2 protein-coding genes and 2 pseudogenes are annotated in these 4,774 nt (G+C 68.2%); 1 reads left to right on the top strand and 3 read right to left on the bottom strand.

From position 1 onward, the window contains the following. Positions 1 to 93, top strand: a pseudogene (locus ACWDKQ_RS35140) (DUF3710 domain-containing protein); the annotation flags it as partial. Between the two features lies 1 nt (position 94). Here the strand turns inward: ACWDKQ_RS35140 and ACWDKQ_RS35135 are convergent. The 3 genes and pseudogenes from ACWDKQ_RS35135 to ACWDKQ_RS35125 all read right to left on the bottom strand — a co-directional run. Further along, a pseudogene (locus ACWDKQ_RS35135) lies at positions 95 to 1,063 on the bottom strand (o-succinylbenzoate synthase); the annotation flags it as partial. Positions 1,064 to 1,497: 434 nt separating this feature from the next. After that, complete coding sequence (locus ACWDKQ_RS35130; protein ID WP_450143067.1) at positions 1,498 to 2,091, bottom strand: suppressor of fused domain protein; 594 nt, start codon at positions 2,089 to 2,091, stop codon at positions 1,498 to 1,500. 219 nt (positions 2,092 to 2,310) lie between these two features. Then, on the bottom strand, positions 2,311 to 3,972 hold the full coding sequence (locus ACWDKQ_RS35125) for a DNA repair helicase XPB (RefSeq protein ID WP_450143066.1): 1,662 nt from the start codon (positions 3,970 to 3,972) through the stop codon (positions 2,311 to 2,313). Positions 3,973 to 4,774 lie beyond the last annotated feature (802 nt).

The following is a 4,774-nucleotide window of genomic DNA, read 5'->3' as shown; positions in this document are numbered from 1 at the left end:
TCGCCGAAGGCGGCACTGCGGTTCGTCGGGGTGGACGGCCCGCGGTGGCTGCTGCGCGGCGTCGCGGCCGGACCGGCGGAGCACGCCGAGGAGTGTGCACCCGGCGGAGCCGGTTCAGCCAATGCCGCTGCACGTCGGCAGGCGGCGTAGCCGCCGCGACCAGCGCAGGATCCGGCACCGGCGGGCGGCGGAGCACCGGCAGATGGCCGTCCACGGGCCGCAGCGAGTCGGCGACGACGTCGCCGTCGAGCAGCGCCACCGTGCCGAGGCCGCAGGCGAAGGGGAGCTCGGGAAGCGAGCCCGCCAGGGCGAGCTGCGCGGCGAGGCCGACGCTGCTCTCCACTGCGGAGGACACGACGCAGGGCAGGCCGCAGGCCTCGGCGACGCGCAGCGCGCGGCGGACGCCGCCCAGCGGCGTGGCCTTGATGATCGCGACGTCGGCCGCTCCGGCGACCGCCACGCGCAGCGGGTCCTCGGCGCGGCGGATGCTCTCGTCGGCCGCGATCCGGACGTCCACCCGGCGGCGAACCGCAGCGAGTTCGTCGATCGTCGGGCACGGTTGTTCCGCGTACTCCAGGCCTCCGGCCGCCTTGTCCAGCTCACTGATGCGGGTGATCGCCGTTTCGACGTCCCAAGCGGCGTTGGCGTCCACCCGGATCGCACCGCCCGGGCCAAGCGCGTCGCGGACCGCCGCGACGCGTTCGACGTCGTCACCGGGGGACTGGCCGGGCTCGGCGATCTTGACCTTCGCAGTGCCGCAGCCGGACGCCGCGACGATCGACGCGGCCTTCTCCGCGGGCACGGCGGGCACCGTGCAGTTGACCGGGATGCGATCGCGAAGCGGCTCCGGCCATTCCTCGGTGCACGCCTCCAGTGCTGCCCGCAGCCACGGCGCGGACTGGGCGTCGTCGTAGTCCTCGAACGGGCAGAACTCGCCCCACCCGGCCGGGCCGCTCAGCAGGACTCCTCGCCGGACCGTGACACCCCGGAACTTGTTGCGCATCGGCAGCGCGTACACCCGCACCGCGTCCAACTCCGCCAAGTCGATCGTCGCAGGGGCCATGACCCGATCCTAATGAGTCGTGAGTCGGCCGTCGGGCAGACTCGGGTCTGGTAGCCGCCGGCAGGTGAGCACTCTGTGGTCCTGGACGTTTGAGTTCTGATGAAAGAGCGTGCCCCTGCTGGTGGGCCGGGAGAGTTGATCACTGATGGGATGTCGTGCCCACGCATTTGTGGTGTGAGCATTGATTCATTAGGTCGCTGAGAGTTCTTGATGTCTTTCAGCCCGCCGTCGTCGCGGCGCGTCAAGGGCGCGCAACGACCGACGGCCGTTGACGCCGCGATTTCGATCGGAAATCAGAGGTCCGATTCCAATTGAAATCGGGGTCCGATTTCAATTGGAAATCGAAGACGTTGTCCACATCCGCCGAGGTTCCGCTACCCGCACCGCAACGCAAGAGGAGGTCGGACAACGCTCAATGGAAATTGCGTTCCCGCCTACACCACGCTGGGGCGGCCGAGGTCGAAGACGTCCACCTCGAACCGTGCCCACTGCTGGCGCAGCGCGGTGACGCCGTTGTCCAGGATGTAGTTCAGCTCGCCGAGGGTCACCGGCAGCAGCGTGAACACCTGGAGCTGCTCCACGCCCTCCGGATCGGTGAACCGGGTGAACTCCGGCGAGAACAGCGGGTGGCCGCTGGCGAGCACCCCGTGGAACTCGGTGCCTGGCAGCAGCGGCTGCTCGTTCGGCACGATCTGGTCCGGCACCAGGTGGGAGCGCTGCTGTACTAGCACCTCGGCGGTGAGGTCGACCAGGTGCCGGGCGGCTTCGGCCTGCTCCTTGTAGACCGTGCAGGCGATTTCCTGGGCGGGTTCGGCGCCCAGCGGCTGGAAGCGGAGCCCGGTGCTGATCACCGTGGTCAGGTGGTACTGCTCTAGGTGGAAGAACACCAGCCCGTAGCCTCGGTTGGTGCCGTGCACGTTCGGGGGCTCGGCCCCGGTCGGCACCCCCGCGTGGCGTTCGAGCCTTTCCGCGAGTCCGACGAACCGGTGCGCTCCGCCCAGTGCCGCACGTTCCTGCTCGGTGGCCATCCGATCTCCAGTGTCTTGCGGGACGCCCGCACCCCATGTTCATTCCGGCGCTCGAACCCCGAGCCCGCCCCAGTCTGGGCCCTGCGGGCGCCGCATCCGAGTCGGCGAGCCTGCGCGGCTCATCGGGTGTTGCGCGCGTTCATCGCAACGGTAGCCGCTGGCGGACCCAACTCGGACACTTTTGGGTGACAGCTGGCCGGGTGTGTCCCCCAAATGTCGTCACCCGATGTCCGGGATGGCGGGCCCGAGCAGGTCGTCGGCGTCGACGATCCGGTACGCGTAGCCCTGCTCGGCGAGGAACCGCTGCCGGTGCGCCGCGTAGTCGGTGTCCAGGGTGTCCCGCGAGACGACCGAGTAGAAGTGCGCCTGCTTGCGCTCGGCTTTCGGCCGCAGCAGCCGACCGAGCCGCTGCGCCTCCTCCTGCCGTGACCCGAACGTCCCGGACACCTGCACAGCGACCGAGGCCTCCGGCAGGTCGATCGAGAAGTTCGCCACCTTCGACACCACGAGCCGGTTGATCTCGCCGCGACGGAAGGCGTCGAACAGTTCCTCGCGCTCCTTGTTCTTCGTCGAACCCTCCACGATCGGAGCGTCCAGCGCCTCGCCCAGCTCGTGCAGCTGCTCCAGGTACGCGCCGATGACTAGGGAGGGCTCGCCCGGGTGCCGGTCCAGGATCGCCTTGACCACCGGGGCCTTGGTGCGCGCCGTGGAGCACATCTTGTAGCGCTCGTCGGCGTCGGCCGTGGCGTATTCCAGCCGCTCGTTGTCGGTAAGCGTCACCCGGACCTCGATGCACTCGGCGGGCGCGATCCAGCCCTGCGCCTCGATGTCCTTCCACGGTGCGTCGTAGCGCTTGGGCCCGATCAGCGAGAACACGTCGCCTTCCCGGCCATCCTCGCGCACCAGGGTTGCGGTGAGCCCGAGGCGCCGGCGGGACTGCAGGTCGGCGGTCATCCGGAACACCGGCGCGGGCAGCAGGTGCACCTCGTCGTAGACCACCAGCCCCCAGTCGCGGGAGTCGAACAGCTCCAGGTGCTTGTACTCGCCCTTGGAGCGGCGGGTGATTACCTGGTAGGTCGCGATGGTGACCGGCCGGATCTCCTTCTTCTCGCCGGAGTACTCGCCGATCTCCTCCTCGGTCAGTGACGTCCGCTCGATCAGCTCCCGCTTCCACTGCCGCCCGGCGACGGTGTTGGTGACCAGGATCAACGTCGTGGCCTGCGCTTCGGCCATCGCCGCCGCGCCGACCATTGTCTTGCCCGCGCCACAGGGCAGCACCACGACACCCGAGCCGCCGGCCCAGAACGACTGCACGGCCTGCGCCTGGTAGTCGCGTAGCTGCCAGCCGTCCTGCCGCAGCGCGATCGGATGCGCCTCGCCGTCGACGTAACCGGCCAGGTCCTCGGCGGGCCAGCCGACCTTCAGCAGCAGCTGCTTGAGCCGCCCGCGTTCGCTGGGGTGCACGACCACTGTGTCGTCGTCGATGCGCGCGCCCAGCATCGGGGTGATCTTCTTGTTGCGCAGGATTTCTTCCAGCACCGCGCGGTCTAGCGAGTTCAGCACCAGGCCGTGCGCCGGGTCGTTGGCCAGCTGCAGGCGGCCGAAGCGGCCCATCGTCTCGACGATGTCCACCAGCAGCGGCTGCGGCACGGGGTAACGCGAGTAGCGCACCAGCCCGTCCACCACCTGTTCCGCGTCGTGCCCGGCGGCGCGTGCGTTCCACAGCGCGAGCGGCGTGATGCGGTAGGTGTGCACGTGCTCCGGGGCGCGCTCCAGCTCCGCGAACGGTGCGATGGCGGTACGGGTCTCGTCGGCGAGGTCGTGGTCGACCTCGAGCAGCAGGGTCTTGTCGGACTGGACGATCAGGGGTCCGTCGGTCACGGGTGCGCAGCTCCCTCGGGTCGGACGGCTTCTTCGCAGGTGATCGGCGGTGCCGGGGTACCTGTCGGACTCCGCACCCAGTATTCCACCGTCGCTGCTACTGCCCGTTCGGGCACCACGCACGCCGGGTTATATGTCTCACCGCGTCAACCTGATCAGGTTTTCGGTCCGTCGTGTCGATTGCGTCTGCTGGCATCGCCCCGATTTTTTTTGGAGTCCGGTGCTCTCCATACGTCATGTATCCAGATGATCGACGAAGATTCCGACGAGAATGCGTCCGCCCAGCCGCTGCTCAGGCAGTGTGAAGTGTACGCGGTTCCGTGCGGGGTGCTGTTTCGCATGCCACTAGGATGCAGCAACGGCTCGCGTACGGTCAGCCGTCGCTTGGTTAGCCGTTCCTGGCGCAGTGCCAGTACTTGTGCCGTGTGCTCCCCTCGTACACCGACTCCGAGCTCGTCAGGTGGCTCGGCAGACACGGACAGTAGGTCGCGGGGGCCGAGGCGCTCCGCACAGAGATACGTGAAGCCGCTTCCTGACTGGTCCAAGGCGAGCGGGGACTTTCTGGGCGAATTTTTAAGCGTGAGGTGCAGAGCGCGCTCGCTGGGGACACTGAAGCGGTATCTCCAGTCGGCGTCTGTTCCGTCAGTTCGCAGCAGTACGTCGATCTCAGGTCGTCGTGCAGCTGGGTGCAGCAGTTCTTGCGCCTCGCCTAGTACGGCAGCAGCCATTTGGTTTTTGACCTGCGGGAACGTGTGGTTGGGGGCTGCATTCGATGTAGGGCAGCCGCCTGTTAATCATGTGT

It is taken from the genome of Saccharopolyspora sp. NPDC000995, assembly GCF_053599315.1.
Note: the sequence above shows the minus strand (reverse complement) of the source record. Positions and strands in the feature narration are given on the sequence as shown.